Below are 15,254 nucleotides of genomic sequence, written 5' to 3'. Positions count from 1 at the left end.
GGGTTGCAGAGGGCGTGCACGTCCGTGCATGCTCGGTTCCATGAGCGACGCCGCGCAGCCCGTGCGCACCCAGCAGGCCCTGCGGGCCGCGCACCTCTACTACCTGCAGGACCTGACGATGGACGCCATCGCCGACGAACTCGGCACCTCGCGCTCGTCGGTGTCGCGACTGCTCAAGTACGCGCGGGACACCGGGCTCGTCGACATCCAGATCCGCTCGCCCCTCGACCAGGCGGCGGCGCTCAGCCGGAGCATCCGGGCCCGCTTCGGCGTGCACGCGCACGTCGTGCCGGTGCCGGACCACACGAGCGACGTGGACCGGCTCGAGCGGGTCGCCCTGTCCGCCGCCCGGATCCTGACGCAGTACATCGAGTCGAACATGGTCATCGGCATCTCGTGGGGCTCGACGGTCAGCGCGGTGAGCCGGTACCTCGTGCCGAAGACCACGCACGGTTCGACCGTCGTGCAGGTGAACGGCGCCGCGAACACCCGCACGACCGGCATCGTCTACGCGTCCGAGATCCTGCGGCGCTTCGGTGAGGCCTACGGCGCGCTCGTGCAGCAGTTCCCCGTACCGGCGTTCTTCGACGACCCGGCCACGAAGGCCGCGCTGTTCCGTGAACGCTCGATCCGGCGCGTGCTCGACCTGCACGAGCGGATGGACCTGGTCGTCTTCGGGGTCGGCGCCCCGCAGGCCCCGGTGCCGTCGCACGTGTACTCCGGTGGGTACCTCGACCCGGCCGACCAGGAGGAACTGCGCCAGGCCGGCGTCGTCGGTGACGTCTCGACCGTGTTCTACCGCGCGGACGGGTCGTGGAAGGACATCGGTGTGAACGCGCGAGCCGGGGCGCCCGACCTCGACACCGTGAAACGGGCTCCGCGTCGGATCTGCGTCGTCGCCGGGCGAGGGAAGGCCGCGTCGCTCCGCGGGGCGCTGGCCGCCGGACTCGTGACGGACCTCATCCTCGACGAGAGCGTCGGACAGGCGATCCTGCAGGGCTGACCAGACCCGGGGACGGCTGTCCCGGAGTACCTGCCCCCGGGTCTGGGGGAGGGCTGCCGGCTCGGATGTCGGAGGTGTCGCGTACGGTCGGAGCATGGTGCTCACTCCCGATGCCGGTCCCGCTGCGTCCGCTCCGCCCCTCGGCGTCGAGCGTGCCGACAGTCGGTCGTACCGGCGGTTGGCCGGGACGGACGTCGACCAGGCGATGGCGTTCTTCACCTCCGACTACGACCTCAAAGCGCCCGCGATCCGGCGGACCCACGCGGACACCGCCTGGGACTTCGCCGGTGTCACCGACGAACGGATGTCCCTCCGGACCTCCCGCTTCGGTGTCGACCTGCGCAGCCAGAGCCAGTCGGACGACTTCATCGTCGCGTGGCTCCGCAGCGGCAGCAGCACCATCACGTACAACGGCCGCTCCGTCGACCTCGAGCCCGCCGTCCCGGTGATCCTGCCGTCGGAGACGTACGACCTGCACCACCGCGACATCGGCCTGAACCTCGTGCACCTCGACCGACAGTTCGTCACGAGCCTGGTCGGCGACGACACGTTCTCGTTCGAGCCCCTCGAGCGCCCGGCCGTCGACGGCATGGGTGTCTGGCGGGACACCGTCCGGCGGCTCTCGTCGACGTGGTTGCAGGTGGACGCGCCGATGACCGCCACCGTGCGACGCGACATCGCCGACGCGTTCGCGAACGCGGCGCTCCGGGCGTTCCCCCGGCGCAGCACCTGGCGTGCCGCCGTGACCGGGTCCGGGCCGGAGCACCAGCGGCTGCGGCGCGCGCTCGACTACGTGCAGGCGCACGCCCGGGAACCCATCGGCACGCCGGAGATCGCCGCGGCCGCCGGGCTCAGCCCGCGCGGGTTGCAGCAGTCGCTCCGACGGCACCTGGACCAGACGCCCGGCGAACTGCTGCGCTCCGTCCGGCTCGACGGTGCCCTGGACGAGCTGCGCCGGGCCGAGCGGGACGAGACCTCGGTCGCGGACATCGCCCGCGGGTGGGGCTTCGGGCACCTCGGTCGGTTCTCGGCTGCGTACCGGTCCCGCTTCGGCGAGCTGCCGAGCGACACCCTGCGGACCCGCACGCGCCGCTGAGGCCGACCGTGCGCGACCGGCGGAGGTCTTCCGGCCGGTGCGTGGGTGGTCCGGCAGAGGCGCTCCGTTCGGCGGGAGCGCTCCGAGCGCGGGTCCTCCCGAACGTGGTGGCACCGAACCGTCGTCCGGCAACCGATCCTTCGGAGGGCGGGCGCATGCGACGAACCTGCGGCTGAATGAGCGGTGTCCAGTGCACTGCTCACGAAGGAGTCCGTCATGCGCATCGGCGTCCCCACCGAGACCAAGAACAACGAGTTCCGCGTCGCCGCCACCCCGGCAGGTGTCGCCGAGCTGGTGATGCACGGGCACGAGGTCCGCGTCCAGGCCGGAGCGGGCACGGGCTCGGCGTTCTCCGACGACGAGTACGCCGCCGCCGGCGCGGTGGTCGTCCCGGACGCCCTCTCGGCCTGGGACGCCGAGATGGTGCTCAAGGTGAAGGAGCCCGTGGCCGCCGAGTACCCGCTCCTCCGCGCGGGACAGGTGCTCTTCACGTACCTGCACCTCGCGGCCGACCGCGCGCTGACCTCGGCCCTGGTCGAGTCCGGCACCACCGCGATCGCCTACGAGACCGTGCAGCTGCCCGACCGATCGCTGCCGCTGCTGTCCCCGATGTCGGAGATCGCCGGACGGCTGTCGGCGCAGGTCGGCGCACACCACCTCATGCGCGCGAACGGTGGTCGCGGGCTCCTCCTCGGCGGCGTGCCCGGCACACCGAAGGGGCGCGTCGTGGTGATCGGTGGCGGTGTCGCCGGCGAGCACGCGGCGACGATCGCGCTCGGCATGGGCGCCGAGGTGACGGTCTTCGACATCAGCCTGCCGCGCCTCCGCGCCCTCGACGCCCGCTTCGACGGCCGCGTGACGACCCTCCGGTCGAGTCCGCTCGCGATCGCGCACGCCGTCGCCGACGCCGACCTGGTGATCGGGTCGGTGCTCATCCCGGGCGCCTCGGCGCCGAAGCTCGTCACGGACGCGATGGTCGCGGACATGCGTGCCGGGTCGGTCCTCGTCGACATCGCCATCGACCAGGGCGGGTGCTTCGAGGGGTCGCGGCCCACCACCCACGACGACCCGACGTTCGCCGTGCACGACGCCGTGTACTACTGCGTGGCGAACATGCCGGGCGCGGTGCCGCGGACGAGCACGATCGCGCTGACGAACGCGACGCTCCCGTACGCCGTGACGATCGCTGACCAGGGGTGGGAGCGGGCGCTCGGGTCCGACGCGGCACTCGCCCGCGGACTCAACGTGCACGCCGGAGCCGTGACGAACGAGGCCGTCGCGGCCGCGCACGGCATGGCGGTCGCGTCGCGCTGAGGGCAGCCGGCCCGGGTGCCCGGCAAGGCCCGGGTGCCCGATCCGGTCGGCCCGGCCCGGATGCCCCGGTCGCGCGCGTGCGTCCGTCGGACCGGCCCGGGAGGACTGCGACGACCCGTCGGTCGCACCCGCGGACGAGGAGCCCGCCGGCCCCGCCCGCGCGGCTACGCGGTCCGGAGTGCGGCCGATCCGGCGGTCCAGCCGGCACGGGCGCGCGCCACGAGGGTGACGACCAGCACCGCGGCGACGGCGACGACGGCGGCGACGGCGGTGGGCACCGAGACGAGCGGACCGTCGAGCCGCGCGACCGCGACCCACGCGAGACCCCAGCCGAGCGCCAGCGCCGGTGCGATGCGGCCGCGGCCCGTCAGCGCGAGGACGACCCCGACGACACCGGCGACCGCCGCGACCGCCACGCCCCACACGTCCTGGTCGAGGCCGAAGCCGCGGAAGCCCGCCGCCGTCAGGACCGCCGCCGTGTTGGCCGCCGTCGCGACGCAGACCCACCCGAGGTACAGCCCGAAGGTGCCGTCCGTGACGACCGCCTCGACCCGGCCGGACGGTGCGGTGCGACGGAGCACCACGAACGTCCACGCCAGCACGCCGAGCAGTGCGAGGATGACCGGCTCGCTCAGCCAGAGGAAGCCGAACTGGACGGACAGGATCCACGCCGCGTTGAGGAGCAGGGACAGGGTCGCGGGCACGGCGAGGCGGTCGTGCCGGGCCTGGTCGTCGCGACGAGGGAGGAACTGCCAGACGGCGAAGGCGACGAGGCCGACGTAGACGACGCTCCAGATGCCGAAGGCCGGGCCGGCGGGGGCGATCGCGGTGGCCGACGCAGACAGTGCTCCGTCGGCTGCCTCGGCGATCGGTGTGCCGCCCGCAGCGCCGGACCCGATGAACGAGCCCACCACGGCGACCACCGTGCTCACGGCGACCATGACCTTCCGCATCCAGCGCATCGTGCTCCCTCTCGTCAGCATGCTGATGACCAGGACGGTACGCCGTCCCGCCCGTGGTCGCGCAGCCGCTGCCCAGGGTGCGTACGGTGGTGCCGTGACCGTCGAGCTGAACACCGTGTACGTGGACCGGATCGCCCCGACGACGAGTCCCTCGCTCGACGAGAGCTTCTCGATGCTCGCGGAGCACGGCGCCTCGGCCTGCATCGTGCTCGACCGCCCGGACGCCGAGGAACTCGGGGACGTCGCGGTCGCCCTCGGCCTGCACGAGCTCGCGGTGGAGGACTCGGCGGAGGGGCACCAGCGCCCGAAGCTCGAGCGGTACGGGTCGACGCTCTTCGCGGTGCTCAAGCCCGCCGTGTACCGCGACGCTGCGGAGGAGGTCGAGTTCGGCGAGGTGCACGCGTTCGTCGGCGAGGACTTCTTCCTCGCGGTGGTGCAGGCCGACCCGCGGGGGACACGCGCCGTCCCGCGTGCCCTGCAGCGGATGAGCGGCAAGCCCGGACTGGTCACCGCCGGACCGCAGGCGCAGCTCTGGGCGCTCATGGACTCGATCGTCGACGACTACCGTCCGGTCATCGACGGGCTCGAGGAGGACATCAACCAGATCGAGGGGCAGCTGTTCTCCGGCGAGGCCGGCGTCTCCCGTCGCGTCTACGAGCTGTTCGGCGAGGTCGTCGACTTCCAGCGCGCCGCCCGTCCGCTCATCCGGATGATCGAGGACCTGCACCGCGGCGCCGAGAAGTACCACCTGCCCGTCGAACTCCAGCGGCGGTTCCGGGACGTCCTGGACCACGTCATCCGGGTCGTCGAACGGCTGGACACCTTCCGCCAGCTCCTGCAGAACGCACTGACGGTCGACTCGACCCTCGCGGCACAGAAGCAGAACGACGACACGAAGCGGATCTCCGGCTGGGCGGCGATCCTGTTCGCGCCGACGCTCATCGCCGCGGTCTACGGCATGAACTTCGAGCACATGCCCGAGCTGTCCTGGACGTGGGGGTACCCGCTGTCGATCGTGCTCATGGTCCTGTTCGCCGCGGTCCTGTACGCGGTGTTCAAGGTCAAGCGCTGGTTCTGAGGACCGCACCCCACCCGTCCCCACCGAGGAGAACCGATGTCGTCGCTCCCCACCGTCCCCGTCCACCTGAGCGCCGGGGGTGTGTCCCTCGTGCTCGACTGCTCGGCCGGCCGACTCCCCGCCGTCGTGCACTGGGGTGCCGCCCTCGGTGACCTGTCCGATGCCGAGCTGCTCGCGCTCGCCGCCGCCGACGTCCTCCCGCTGCAGCCGAGCACGCCCGACGTCGCCGTGCGCCTGAGCGTCCTCCCCGAACCGCACACCGGGTGGACGGGCCGACCCGGGATCGTCGGACACCGGGACGGCCGCGACTGGGCGCCCGCGTTCACGCTCACCGCCGTGGACGTCACCGACCTGCACGTGAGCGGCCGCGGACCGAGCACCACCGGCCAGGTCAGCGCGCCCGGCCGGGACGGCGCCTCCGGCCAGGACACCGACCCCGGTGCCGGGGTCGCCCCCGGTCGACGCCTCGTCGTGGATGCCGAGGACCGGATCGCCGGCCTGTCCGTCCGCATCGAGGTCGAGCTCCTCGTCTCCGGCCTGGTCCGGCTCCGCGCCGCGGTGACGAACACGGCACCGGGCACGTACACGGTCGACGACGTGACGGTCGCGCTGCCGGTCCCGGGGCGGGCCCGTGAGGTGCTCGACTTCGCCGGACGGTGGGGCAAGGAGCGCACCCCGCAGCGGCACGAGCTCGTCGTCGGCACGCACCAGCGCGAGGGACGCCGTGGTCGCACCGGTCCGGACGCCGCCACGGTCCTCAGCGTCGGGACCCGAGGGTTCGGGTTCGCGGCGGGCGAGGTCTGGGGCGTGCACGTCGGGTGGAGCGGGAACCACCGGCACCACGCCGAGCGCGTCGCCGACGGCCGCCAGGTGGTCGGCGGCGGGGAACTCCTGCTGCCCGGCGAGGTCCGGCTCGACCAGGGCGCGACGTACGCCGGACCGTGGGTGTACGGCGCGTACGGGGACGGGTCGGACGCGCAGGCCCACCGGTTCCACGACTGGCTCCGACAGCGCCCGCAGCACCCCGTCCGTCCCCGGCCGGTGACGATCAACGTGTGGGAGGCGGTCTACTTCGACCACGACCTGGCCCGCCTGACCGACCTGGCCGACCGAGCGGCCCGGATCGGCGTCGAGCGGTTCGTCCTCGACGACGGGTGGTTCCGCGGCCGCCGCGACGACCGGGCCGGGCTCGGTGACTGGTCCGTCGACGAGGACGTCTGGCCGGACGGGCTCGCCCCGCTGGTCGACCACGTCCGCGGGCTCGGCATGGAGTTCGGGTTGTGGTTCGAGCCGGAGATGGTGAACGAGGACAGCGACCTGGCCCGCGCGCACCCGGAGTGGATCATGCAGGCGGACGGCCGACTGCCGGTCCGTGCCCGGAACCAACAGGTGCTCGACCTGGCGATCCCCGCCGCGTACGACCACGTCCTCGAGCGGCTGACCGCCGTCATCGACGAGGTCGGGGTCGACTACGTCAAGTGGGACCACAACCGCGACCTGGTCGACGCCGGGACACGCGGTGCCGGTGCCGCCGTGCACGAGCAGACCCTCGCCGCGTACCGGCTGATGGCGGCGCTCAAGGACCGGTTCCCGGGGCTGGAGATCGAGTCGTGCTCGTCCGGTGGCAGCCGGGTCGACCTCGGCGTCATCGAGCACACCGACCGGGTCTGGACCTCGGACTGCATCGACCCGCTCGAACGGCAGCAGATGAACCGGTGGACCATGCAACTCCTGCCACCCGAGATGCTCGGGTCGCACATCGCGAGCGGCACGAACCACACGACGGGACGCCGGCACACGCTCGCCTTCCGCGCCGGCACCGCGCTGTACGGGCACCTCGGCATCGAGTGGGACCTCGCGACCGCGACCGCGGCCGAGGAACGCGAGCTCGCCGAGTGGGTGACGACCTACCGACAGTGCCGGGAGCTCCTGCACCACGGGGACCTGGTGCGTGTCGACCAGGCCGACGAGACGCAGCTCGTCTACGGCGCGGTGGCCCCGGACCGGCGGGAGGCGCTGTTCTTCCTCGCCGTGGTCGGCCGGTCCGAGGTCAGCCCGCGCGGTCGGATCACCCTGCGCGGCCTCGACCCGGACACCCGCTACCGCGTCGACCCGCTCGTCATCGGGGACGTTCCCGGACTCGAGCCCGCGCCCTGGGAGTCCGGCGACCGGGTGTTCACCGGCCGGTCGCTCGAGCTCGTCGGCGTCCAGGCGCCGATGACGTACCCGGAGACCGTCGTGCCGTACCGGGTCACCGCGGTCTGAGGACGCGGCACCGGCCGGGAGGCCCGGACCACCCCTCCCGGGACCGGTGCCCGACCCCGGGTGGCGGGCCGGGCCTCCCGGTCGACGCGTCGCAGGGCGCGCGGCCGCGCGCCCGCTACGCTTGCCGACATGCCACACAACGGTCTCGCCACTCCGGCCTGGGCGCTCAAGCTCGCCGTGGTCACGGGACTCGTCGGCATCGCCGGCGGGGTCGCCGGGATCGCCGTGTGGCTCGCGCTCCAGCTCATCCAGTTCGTCGCCTTCGGGTACACCTTCGGTGGGCACCGGGAGGCCGCCGACGCCCCCTCGGGGCTGAACCGGTTCCTGGCCGTGCTGGCCGCCGGCGTCCTCACCGCGGTCGCGTGGTGGGCGATCCGTCGCTGGGGTCGCCCGGTCGTCGGGGTCCCGGCCGCCGTGGCGGGCAGGCGGATGCCCTCGCTGGTCACCGTCGGCAACGCGGGCGTGCAGATCCTCGCGGTCGGCCTCGGTGCCTCGATCGGCAAGGAGGTCGCGCCGCGCGAACTCGGCGCGTGGGCCGCGCAACTCCTGACCGTCCGCGCCGGGTTGACGGCACGTGAGACGAAGGTCCTGGTGGCCTGTGGTGCCGCCGCCGGACTCGCCGCGGTCTACGACGTCCCGCTCGGCGGCGCGCTGTTCGCGGTCGAGGTGCTGCTCGGCGAACTCACGCTGGCGACCGCCCTGCCCGCGTTCGTGACGAGTGCCGTCGCGGCGTTCGTCGCCCGCCTCGTGATCCCGGACGAGGTGCTGTACCACGTGCCCGCGATGCAGCTCTCGCCGTCGCTGCTCGTCTGGGCGGTCGTCGTCGGGCCGCTGCTCGGGCTCGCCGGCGTCGGGTTCGTCCGGGCCACCAACCGGCTGCAGGCGATCGCTCCGACGGGGTGGAAGCTGCTCGTCGTGCTGCCCGTCGTCTTCGCGCTCGTCGGCCTCGTCGCGATCCCGTTCCCGGAGGTCATGGGCAACGGCCGCGCTCTCGGGCTCGCCGCGATGAACGCCGACCTCGACGGCCCGACGCTGCTCGGCATGGCACCCCTGCTCGCGCTCCTCGTCGTCGGACTGCTGAAGACCGTGACGACCGCGGCGACGATCGGGGCCGGCGCCGTGGGCGGGACGCTCACGCCCTCGATCGCGGTCGGCTCGGCACTCGGCGGCTTCCTCGGCGCCGCCTGGATGCTCCTCTGGCCGACCGACGGCGGCGCCCTGGCGACCTTCGCGTTCGTCGGCGCGGCCGCGTTCCTGGCCACGACCATGCGTGCACCGTTCACGGCCCTCGTGCTCGTCGTCGAGTTCACGCAGGAGGGCACCGACATCCTCATCCCCTCGCTGTTGGCGGTCAGCGGGGCCGTCGCCGTCGGGTACGTCCTCGCCCGTCGACGGAGCGCGCAGATGACCTGAGCGGCCCGGTCACCCGGCCGTCGACCGGTCCGCTGCTGGGCGTCCGGTGGACGACCCGGACCCGAGTCGCGCACGCTGGTTAGCATCGGCGCCAGGACGCGGGACACGAGGTCCCGCCCGAGACACGAGGAGCCGGTCATGGCAGGGTTCGACGACATCACCAAGAAGGCCCAGGCGCTGCTGCAGGACGGCAAGGTGCAGGACGCGCTGAAGAGCGAGAGGGCCGAGGGTGTCAGCGACAAGGTCTTCGACGGGGTCGCGGACGCCGTGAAGAAGGCCACCGGCGGGAAGTACGACGACAAGATCGACGCCGCCCGCGAGCAGGCCGACAAGCGCGTCGGGAACGAGTAGCCCGCGCGGTGCCGGCCCGACTGGACGTCGACGGGAAGAACGACCACCATTGACGGGTTGTCTCCCGGAGACGCACAGGAGGGCCAGCACCGTGACGATCGTTGCACCAGCGCCGACGGACGGCTCCGTCGAGCCGCTCACCGAGGACGAGGTCCTCCGCATCCGCGCGGACTTCCCGATCCTGCAGCAGGAGGTGAACGGGCAGCAGTTGGCGTACCTGGACTCCGGCGCGACCGCCGAACGGCCCGTACAGGTGCTGGACGCCGAACGGCGCTTCCTCGAGCAGGACAACGCGGCCGTGCACCGCGGCGCCCACACCCTCGCGGCGCTGAGCACCGACGCCTACGAGGACGCCCGCGCGACGGTCGCCCGCTTCATCGGAGCCGCGAGCCCGTCCGAGGTCGTCTGGACCGCGAACGCCACCGACGCGCTCAACCTCGTCGCGTACGGCATCCGCAACGCCAGCGCCGGCCGTGGCGGACCCGAGGCCGACCGCTTCCGCCTCGGCCCCGGCGACGAGGTCCTGGTGACCGAGGCCGAGCACCACGCGAACCTCGTGCCCTGGCAGGAGCTCGCGGCTGCGACCGGTGCCACCATGCGCTGGGTGCCGGTCGACGACGCCGGGTGCTGGACCGCTGAGGACGCCGTCGCACTCGTCACCGAGCGCACCCGGGTCGTCGCGTTCGCGCACGTGTCGAACGTCACCGGGATGATCGCCCCCGTCGCCGAGGTCGTCGCGGCGGCCCACGCCGTCGGGGCGCTCGTCGTGCTCGACGCCTGCCAGTCCGCGCCGCACCGGCCGCTCGACGTCCGCGCCCTCGACGTCGACTTCGCCGCGTTCTCCGGGCACAAGATGCTCGGCCCGAACGGCATCGGCGTGCTGTGGGGACGGCAGGACCTGCTCGACGCGCTCCCGCCGTTCCGCACCGGCGGTTCGATGATCACCACGGTGACGATGGAGCACACCGACTACATGCCGGCTCCCGAGCGGTTCGAGGCCGGCACGCAGCCCGTGTCGCAGGCCGTCGCGCTCGCCGAGGCCGTCCGCTACCTCGAGCGCATCGGGATGGACCGGGTGCAGGCGCACGAGGAGCACCTGGCGCAGCGGATGCTCACCGGTCTCGCCACCGTCCCCGGCGTCTCCGTCGTCGGGCCCGCGGCCGGTGTCCCGCGCAGTGGACTCGCGTCCTTCGTCGTCGACGGGGTGCACGCGCACGACGTGTCCCAGTACCTCGACGCGCAGGGCATCGCGGTCCGCTCCGGCCACCACTGCGCGCAGCCGCTCCACCGTCGCCTGGGGCTCACCGCGACGAGCCGCGCGAGCACGTACGTGTACACGACCGAGGAGGACGTCGACCGCTTCGTGACCGCGGTCGGCGGCATCCGCGGCTACTTCGGGGCGGAGGAGCCCGCGTGAGCGGCCTGGACGGGCTCTACCAGCAGGTGATCCTCGACCACGCGAAGGCCCGTCGTGGAGACGGTCCGATGCCGGACGCGGACGCCGAGCACTTCGAGCGCAACCCGACGTGCGGTGACGAGATCACCGTCCGGCTCCGACTCGAGTCCGGCACCGACCGGATCGCCGCCGTCGCCTGGCAGGGGGACGGCTGCTCGATCTCGATGGCGTCGGCTTCGGTGCTCACCGACATGGCCGTCGGCCGGACCGTCCCGGAGTTCCTGGCCCTGACCGAGGCGTTCCGCACGATGATGCGCTCCCGCGGTGTCGGGGAGCCGGACGAGGACGTGCTCGAGGACCTCGTCGCCTTCCAGGGCGTCTCGAAGTTCGTCATGCGGGTCAAGTGCGGGATGCTCGCATGGGTCGCCGCCGAGGCGGCGGCGCAGCAGGCGGTCGCGGCGCGCTGACCGGCGCGCCCACCGGACGGGAGGCGCGGTGCCAGCGGGTGCCGGGCCTCCCGTCCGTCAGTGCGCGGCACCGTCGCGCAGGGCGGCCACCATGCTCCGCAGCAGCCGCCTGGCCGCTGCCCGGTCGTCCTCGTCGAGGTCGGCGAGCATCCGGTCCTCCACCGAGCGGACGGCGGCCGTCGCGGCGGCGAGGTCCCGGCGTCCGCGGTCGGTCAGCTGTGCCGGCATGACCCGGCCGGAGCGGGCCTCGGACGGGCGCTCGACGACGCCGTCGCGCTCGAGGGTCTGCAGCAGGACGTTCATCGACTGCCGGGTCACGAACGTGCCGCGGGCGAGCTCGGAGTTCGACGACCCCGGCCGTTGCGCCAGGAGTTCCAGGCAGGAGTAGTGCGTCACGGTCATGCCGAGCGGGCGGAGCACGGCCTCCATCGCGGTCCGGAGCGCCGTCGCGGTCTCCTTGAGCAGGTACCCGATCGAGGTCGGGAGGTCGACGCCGTCCTGTTGACTCATGTCAGCAGTCTGACATATGGTGCTCGATGTCAGAAAACTGACATGAACAAGAAGGAGCACCCATGCCCGCCACCGGCCCCGACTTCCTCTCCCTGCAGGTCCGCGACCTCGATGCCTCACAGGCGTTCTACGAGCGGTACCTCGGCCTCGAGCGCTCGCCCGCCGGCCCGCCGCACGCGGTCGTCTTCACCACGACGCCGATCGCCTTCGCGCTGCGGGACGTCCTCCCCGGCACGGATCTCACGTCGGTCGACCAGCCCGGCCTCGGCGTCGCCCTGTGGTTGCACGCGACCGACGTCCAGGAGGTCCACGACGCCCTGCAGGCCGACGGGCACCGGATCGTGACGCCGCCGTTCGACGGCCCGTTCGGTCGGACCGTCACCTTCGCCGACCCGGACGGGTACCACGTCACCCTGCACGACCGCGCCTGACGTTCGCGCCCTCCGTCGGCACCCGGACCGCGTCACAGGGCGTCATCGTCCGTGACGCGCTCCGTGCGCCCGACGTACGGTCGCGTCGTGACCACGAACCGCGAGCCCCGGCAGATCCGCTTCAACGCGTTCGACATGAACTGCGTCGCGCACCAGTCCTCCGGGCTGTGGCGCCACCCGCGCGACCGATCCCGGCACTACAACGACCTGTCGTACTGGACGGACCTGGCGAAGATCCTCGAAGGCGGGGCGTTCGACGGCATCTTCATCGCCGACGTCCTCGGGACCTACGACGTCTACGGCGGGACGAACGAGGCCGCGCTCCGCACCGGGTCGCAGGTGCCCGTGAACGACCCCATCCTCCTCGTGTCCGCGATGGCCGCCGTCACCGAGCACCTGGGCTTCGGCATCACCGCGGGCACCGCCTACGAGCACCCGTACCCGTTCGCCCGACGCATGTCCACGCTCGACCACCTGACGAAGGGCCGTGTCGGCTGGAACGTCGTCACCGGGTACCTGCCGAGCGCCGCCCGCAACATGGGCCAGACGGACCAACTCGGCCACGACGACCGCTACGACGTCGCCGACGAGTACCTCGAGGTCCTCTACAAACTGTGGGAGGGCTCGTGGGAGGACGACGCCGTGGTCGAGGACCGCGAGACCGGTGTCTTCACCGACCCCGCGAAGGTGCACCCGATCGAGCACCACGGTGCGCACTTCGACGTGCCGGGCATCCACCTGTCCGAGCCGTCCGTGCAGCGCTCGCCCGTCATCTACCAGGCGGGCGCCTCGCCGCGCGGGATCCGCTTCGCCGCCGAGAACGCCGAGGTCGTGTTCGTCGGGGCGCCGACCCTGCCGCAGCTCGCCGCGACGGTGGGGAAGATCCGGGACGCCCTGGAGGCCGCTGGTCGCGACCGGTACGCCGCCAGGGTGTACACGTTGCTCACCGTCATCACGGACGAGACCGACGAGGCCGCGCAGGCGAAGTACCGCGACTACCTGTCGTACGCGTCCGAGGCGGGTGCGCTCGTGCTCAACTCCGGGTGGATGGGCGTCGACCTGTCGCAGTACGACCTGGACGAGCCGCTCGGCAACATCGAGTCGAACGCGATCCAGTCGGCCGCCGCGAACCTGTCCGCCGCGACCGGTGAGGACGGGACGACGTGGACGGTCCGGGACATCGCCCGGCAGACGGCGATCGGCGGGCTCGGTCCGGTCGAGGTCGGCAGCGGGGCGACGATCGCGCAGCGGCTCATCGACATCCAGGAGCAGACCGACGTCGACGGTTTCAACCTGGCGTACGCGGTGACGCCGGGCACGTGGCAGGACGTCATCGAGTTCGTCGTCCCGGAACTCCGGGCGCGCAACGCCTACCCCGACGGGTACGAGGAGGGGTCCCTGCGGCACAAGCTGCTCGGACGGGGCGACCGGTTGCCGGAGGAACACCGCGGAGCGTCGTTCCGGGTGCGGGTGCCGGCCACCGCGTGACCGGCGGGCCGGTGACGGCGTCCGCACGCGGCCGGCACACGCAGGAGCCCGGTCGTAGGGTGGTCCGGTGATCGAGTCCTCTGCAGCCGTGCGGGTCGCGACGGCGGAGGCCGGGACGGACACCGCGTGCATCGACCTGTGGGCCGCCGCCGTCGCCGCGCGCGACGGTCGTCCCCGGGACCCGGCGGTCCGAGCGCGAGCGGCCGCGAAGTTCGCCGCCGAGCGGGTCGCTCTCGTGGTCGCGCCCGGGGACTCCGACGACGGCGTCCGCGGCTTCGCACTCGTCACCGCGCCCGGGACCGGCGGGGGAGCGGGCCCGAACGACGCCGCCTACCTCAGCCTGCTCGCGGTCGCGCCCGCCGCACAGGGGAGCGGGCTCGGTCGTGCGCTCCTCGTCGCGGCCGTCGACGCTGCCCGGGACGCCGGGTACGAGCACTGCATGCTGCACGCGCTCGAGGACAACGCGCCGGCCGTGCGCCTCTACCGCAGCGCCGGGTTCCGCCCGGTCGGCGAGCCGTTCCCGCACGCCCTCAGCGGCCGCCCGACCCGGACCTTCGTGGTCTGACCGCGGCTGCCGGGCCGCGGCCCGCCCGGATCAGCGTCGTCGACCGCTCGGCGGCACGGGCGTCCAGTCCCCGTGGGACGCGACCCGTCCGTCACCGGAGGACCGGCCGGTCACGCGCCGCCGGACCCACGGCACGACGTGGTCCCGGTAGTACCGGAGCTCCTCGGTGACCGACGATCGCGTCGCGTCCGGGACGACCGGCACCGTCACGGTCGGTCCACCCGCGATCTCGTGCAGGGCCAGGTCGGCCACCCGCTGGTGTCCGAGCGGGTTCATGTGCAGCCGGTCCTCGGACCAGAACTCGGTACGCCGCAGGTGTGGGTCGCGGGACACGTCGACGTAGGGCAGGCCCCGCTCCTGCGCGAAGCCGGTCAGGGCCTCCGCCCAGGCGTCCCCGCGGGCGTTGATGAGCTTGCCGAGCGGCAGTCGGGCGCTCGGGTCGGCCGGGCTGAGGAGCGCCAGCCGGATCCCGCGGGCGGCGACCGCGTCCGCCGCGGTCGCGAGTCGACCGAGCAGCACGTCCACGTCGTAGCCCGGCCGGAGCATGTCGTTCCCGCCGCCGCAGAACGTGACGAGCGTCGGCGCCGGGTCGAGGGCGAGCGCGGCGTCGAGCTGCTCGTCCAGGACCCCGGCGAGCAGGCGACCGCGGATCGCGAGGTTCGCGTACGAGACCGGCGCCGACAGGTGGTCGGCGAGCCCGGAAGCCAGCCGTCCGGCCCAACCGGGGAAGGGGACGTCCCCGTCGTCGCCGACGCCCTCGGAGAAGCTGTCCCCGATGGCGACGTAGCGGACGGGGTCGGTGCGGGCGGGGACGGTGGACATGGTTCTCCTCGGAGACTGCCGGCGGCGGTGGAGCGTGCGGTCCGGTCCATCGTGCTCCTGCGGGCCGTCGGCCGGTGCGGCGCGGTCCTCCAC

At 73.1% G+C, this 15,254-nt stretch carries 15 protein-coding genes; 12 read left to right on the top strand and 3 right to left on the bottom strand.

Going from position 1 to position 15,254, the window contains the following annotated elements; genetic code table 11:
* The first annotated feature begins 40 nt into the window (after nt 1-40).
* The 3 genes from DEI91_RS07195 (at nt 41) to ald (ending at nt 3,413) form a co-directional block, all read left to right on the top strand.
* Nucleotides 41-1,003: a sugar-binding transcriptional regulator gene (locus DEI91_RS07195; RefSeq protein ID WP_111051722.1), complete on the top strand. Its 963-nt coding sequence runs from the start codon at nt 41-43 to the stop codon at nt 1,001-1,003.
* Nucleotides 1,004-1,097: 94 nt separating this feature from the next.
* On the top strand, nt 1,098-2,099 hold the full coding sequence (locus DEI91_RS16830) for an AraC family transcriptional regulator (protein WP_111051612.1): 1,002 nt from the start codon (nt 1,098-1,100) through the stop codon (nt 2,097-2,099).
* A gap of 216 nt (nt 2,100-2,315) precedes the next feature.
* Entirely contained in the window at nt 2,316-3,413 is a 1,098-nt protein-coding gene (gene ald / locus DEI91_RS07185) for an alanine dehydrogenase (protein ID WP_111051721.1), read from the top strand.
* A gap of 164 nt (nt 3,414-3,577) precedes the next feature.
* On the opposite strand, the gene DEI91_RS07180 is transcribed toward ald, so the two are convergent.
* Entirely contained in the window at nt 3,578-4,366 is a 789-nt protein-coding gene (locus DEI91_RS07180; RefSeq protein ID WP_258374324.1) for a tryptophan-rich sensory protein, read from the bottom strand.
* 103 nt (nt 4,367-4,469) lie between these two features.
* Here DEI91_RS07180 and DEI91_RS07175 point away from each other — a divergent pair, with 103 nt between their 5' ends.
* The 6 genes from DEI91_RS07175 (at nt 4,470) to sufU (ending at nt 11,345) form a co-directional block, all read left to right on the top strand.
* Entirely contained in the window at nt 4,470-5,453 is a 984-nt protein-coding gene (locus tag DEI91_RS07175) for a magnesium and cobalt transport protein CorA (protein WP_258374323.1), read from the top strand.
* Between the two features lie 36 nt (nt 5,454-5,489).
* On the top strand, nt 5,490-7,718 hold the full coding sequence (locus tag DEI91_RS07170) for an alpha-galactosidase (protein ID WP_111051610.1): 2,229 nt from the start codon (nt 5,490-5,492) through the stop codon (nt 7,716-7,718).
* Between the two features lie 129 nt (nt 7,719-7,847).
* Nucleotides 7,848-9,131, top strand: a complete 1,284-nt coding sequence (locus DEI91_RS07165; RefSeq protein ID WP_111051609.1) for a chloride channel protein — start codon at nt 7,848-7,850, stop codon at nt 9,129-9,131.
* A 138-nt stretch (nt 9,132-9,269) separates the two neighbouring features.
* Nucleotides 9,270-9,482, top strand: a complete 213-nt coding sequence (locus DEI91_RS07160) for an Rv0909 family putative TA system antitoxin (protein WP_111051608.1) — start codon at nt 9,270-9,272, stop codon at nt 9,480-9,482.
* Nucleotides 9,483-9,579: 97 nt separating this feature from the next.
* Nucleotides 9,580-10,899 carry a SufS family cysteine desulfurase gene (locus DEI91_RS07155; RefSeq protein WP_181439524.1) on the top strand — a complete coding sequence of 440 codons (1,320 nt, stop codon included), beginning with the start codon at nt 9,580-9,582 and terminating at the stop codon, nt 10,897-10,899.
* Complete coding sequence (gene sufU, locus DEI91_RS07150) at nt 10,896-11,345, top strand: Fe-S cluster assembly sulfur transfer protein SufU (protein ID WP_111051606.1); 450 nt, start codon at nt 10,896-10,898, stop codon at nt 11,343-11,345. The genes DEI91_RS07155 and sufU overlap by 4 nt, the downstream gene beginning before the upstream one ends.
* 57 nt (nt 11,346-11,402) lie before the next feature.
* On the opposite strand, the gene DEI91_RS07145 is transcribed toward sufU, so the two are convergent.
* Nucleotides 11,403-11,855, bottom strand: coding sequence for a MarR family winged helix-turn-helix transcriptional regulator (locus DEI91_RS07145; RefSeq protein WP_111051605.1), 453 nt, complete (start codon nt 11,853-11,855; stop codon nt 11,403-11,405).
* Nucleotides 11,856-11,917: 62 nt separating this feature from the next.
* Here DEI91_RS07145 and DEI91_RS07140 point away from each other — a divergent pair, with 62 nt between their 5' ends.
* The 3 genes from DEI91_RS07140 to DEI91_RS07130 all read left to right on the top strand — a co-directional run bounded on the left by DEI91_RS07140 (nt 11,918) and on the right by DEI91_RS07130 (nt 14,339).
* The gene (locus DEI91_RS07140) at nt 11,918-12,286 is read left to right on the top strand and encodes a VOC family protein (RefSeq protein ID WP_111051604.1); all 369 of its coding nucleotides are present in this window, start codon (nt 11,918-11,920) and stop codon (nt 12,284-12,286) included.
* An 87-nt stretch (nt 12,287-12,373) separates the two neighbouring features.
* On the top strand, nt 12,374-13,774 hold the full coding sequence (locus DEI91_RS07135; protein ID WP_258374322.1) for an LLM class flavin-dependent oxidoreductase: 1,401 nt from the start codon (nt 12,374-12,376) through the stop codon (nt 13,772-13,774).
* A gap of 67 nt (nt 13,775-13,841) precedes the next feature.
* On the top strand, nt 13,842-14,339 hold the full coding sequence (locus DEI91_RS07130; protein WP_111051603.1) for an N-acetyltransferase: 498 nt from the start codon (nt 13,842-13,844) through the stop codon (nt 14,337-14,339).
* Between the two features lie 30 nt (nt 14,340-14,369).
* Here the strand turns inward: DEI91_RS07130 and DEI91_RS07125 are convergent, their stop codons facing one another.
* Entirely contained in the window at nt 14,370-15,161 is a 792-nt protein-coding gene (locus DEI91_RS07125) for an SGNH/GDSL hydrolase family protein (RefSeq protein ID WP_111051602.1), read from the bottom strand.
* Nucleotides 15,162-15,254: the final 93 nt, after the last annotated feature.

This window comes from Curtobacterium sp. MCBD17_032, from assembly GCF_003234855.1.
In the GTDB taxonomy this organism is placed as follows: domain Bacteria; phylum Actinomycetota; class Actinomycetes; order Actinomycetales; family Microbacteriaceae; genus Curtobacterium.
This window is presented reverse-complemented; position numbering and strand designations above follow the sequence as displayed.

Bases quoted from the DNA above. Each gene is read 5' to 3' on its own strand.
- DEI91_RS07165 (WP_111051609.1), top strand. From the start codon at position 7,848: ATGCCACACAACGGTCTCGCCACTCCGGCCTGGGCGCTCAAGCTCGCC.
- DEI91_RS07170 (WP_111051610.1), top strand. From the start codon at position 5,490: ATGTCGTCGCTCCCCACCGTCCCCGTCCACCTGAGCGCCGGGGGTGTG.
- DEI91_RS16830 (WP_111051612.1), top strand. From the start codon at position 1,098: ATGGTGCTCACTCCCGATGCCGGTCCCGCTGCGTCCGCTCCGCCCCTC.
- DEI91_RS07160 (WP_111051608.1), top strand. From the start codon at position 9,270: ATGGCAGGGTTCGACGACATCACCAAGAAGGCCCAGGCGCTGCTGCAG.
- DEI91_RS07180 (WP_258374324.1), bottom strand. From the start codon at position 4,366: ATGCGGAAGGTCATGGTCGCCGTGAGCACGGTGGTCGCCGTGGTGGGC.
- ald (WP_111051721.1), top strand. From the start codon at position 2,316: ATGCGCATCGGCGTCCCCACCGAGACCAAGAACAACGAGTTCCGCGTC.
- DEI91_RS07195 (WP_111051722.1), top strand. From the start codon at position 41: ATGAGCGACGCCGCGCAGCCCGTGCGCACCCAGCAGGCCCTGCGGGCC.
- DEI91_RS07125 (WP_111051602.1), bottom strand. From the start codon at position 15,161: ATGTCCACCGTCCCCGCCCGCACCGACCCCGTCCGCTACGTCGCCATC.
- DEI91_RS07140 (WP_111051604.1), top strand. From the start codon at position 11,918: ATGCCCGCCACCGGCCCCGACTTCCTCTCCCTGCAGGTCCGCGACCTC.
- DEI91_RS07145 (WP_111051605.1), bottom strand. From the start codon at position 11,855: ATGAGTCAACAGGACGGCGTCGACCTCCCGACCTCGATCGGGTACCTG.